Here is a 1,372-nt window from a genome sequence, read left to right as displayed (position 1 = left end):
GAGACTGTTCATTTAAGTGTGTCTGCTAACTTTACACAATATGAACAAGAAAAAGACAATTGATGACTTATTAAATGATCCTAAGATGAGTGAACGTTTGAAAGAACGTCTTTACAGTAAGAAAGGATTACTGGGCAAAGAGAGTCCATTTAGTGAGATTTTACAACAAATGGTGAATACCATGCTTGAGGGAGAGATTGAGAGTTTTCTATCAGAAGAGCGGGCCTCTGGCCATGTAAATAAGCGTAACGGCAGGACTCCCAAGCGAGTGGTTAGCGATGCTGGTTTTCTGGATATTTCTACTCCCAGAGACCGTAATGGAGACTTTGAGCCCGAACTGGTAGGCAAACGTGAACGTGAACTGAGCAGCGGCCTTGATGATCAGATACTGGCCCTGTATGCGCAGGGTAATTCAGTGGAAGACGTAAGGCGTCTGCTGGAGGAGATTTACGGGGTGAGTATCTCAGCAGGTCGTATCTCCCAGATTACCGATAAGGTGCTCCCTGAGATTCAGGAATGGCGTACAAGAAGCCTTCAAAGCTTTTATCCCATCGTGTACCTGGATGCCATACACTTCAAAGTACGCCAGGAGGGCAAATACATCAGTAGTGCCTTCTATACGGTATATTCGGTGGACTGGGAAGGGAAAAGGGACGTATTAGGTCTTTACATCAACTCGGGCGGAGAAGGAGCTAAAAAATGGGGCCTGGTAATGGAAGATCTTAAATCAAGAGGAGTAGCCGATATTTTGGTGGTCTGCACGGATGATCTACAGGGATTTTCCGAACAGATTCAGGAAGTGTTCCCTGCTTCAGTTGTCCAAAAGTGCATTGTTCACCAAATGAGGAATTCGCTGAAATATGTGGATGAAGCTGATAAGAAGGCTGTAATAAAGGACTTACGTCAGGTATACACCTCCACCACTGAAGAAGGTGCGAAAACAGCATTGTCAGCCTTTGAAGCCACATGGGGCAAGAAATATAAGTATATAGTACGGCAATGGCGTGACAACTGGACTGAGCTGATGGCATTCCTGGATTTTCCTGTTGGAATGCGGAAGATGATCTATACAACCAATCCAGTAGAGGCCCTACATCGGATCATGCGAAAACTGATAAAAAGCAAAGCTGCATGGGCATCGGAAACAGCACTGTTAAAGCAGCTCTATTTATCGATCAGTCGGAACGAAAAGTCATGGAAGAAAAATGCAAGGGGATGGACTTCCATCCAGCGTGAAATCATGGAGCTGTACCCGGATAGGGTGCCACAAAAAAACTGAATTTTCAGCCTACTGTCTTAGTTTCCTTAAGGCAACTAAGACAGTAGGCTGAAAGAAAGATTAAACCTTAGACACAGTTTAATGAACTATCCC

Annotated in this window: 1 protein-coding gene; it reads left to right on the top strand. The window is 44.5% G+C overall.

Annotation, left to right across the window (positions count from 1 at the left end; translation table 11 throughout):
* Nucleotides 1-40 precede the first annotated feature (40 nt).
* Nucleotides 41-1,279 (top strand): IS256 family transposase, encoded by a 1,239-nt coding sequence (locus BW935_RS17995; protein ID WP_076503166.1) that lies wholly within the window; start codon nt 41-43, stop codon nt 1,277-1,279.
* Nucleotides 1,280-1,372 lie beyond the last annotated feature (93 nt).

It is taken from the genome of Belliella pelovolcani (genome assembly GCF_900156785.1).
In the GTDB taxonomy this organism is placed as follows: domain Bacteria; phylum Bacteroidota; class Bacteroidia; order Cytophagales; family Cyclobacteriaceae; genus Belliella; species Belliella pelovolcani.
Note: the sequence above shows the minus strand (reverse complement) of the source record. Positions and strands in the feature narration are given on the sequence as shown.

What these genes read in the sequence shown, in the direction of transcription:
- BW935_RS17995 (WP_076503166.1), top strand. Translation starts at nt 41, where the DNA reads ATGAACAAGAAAAAGACAATTGATGACTTATTAAATGATCCTAAGATG.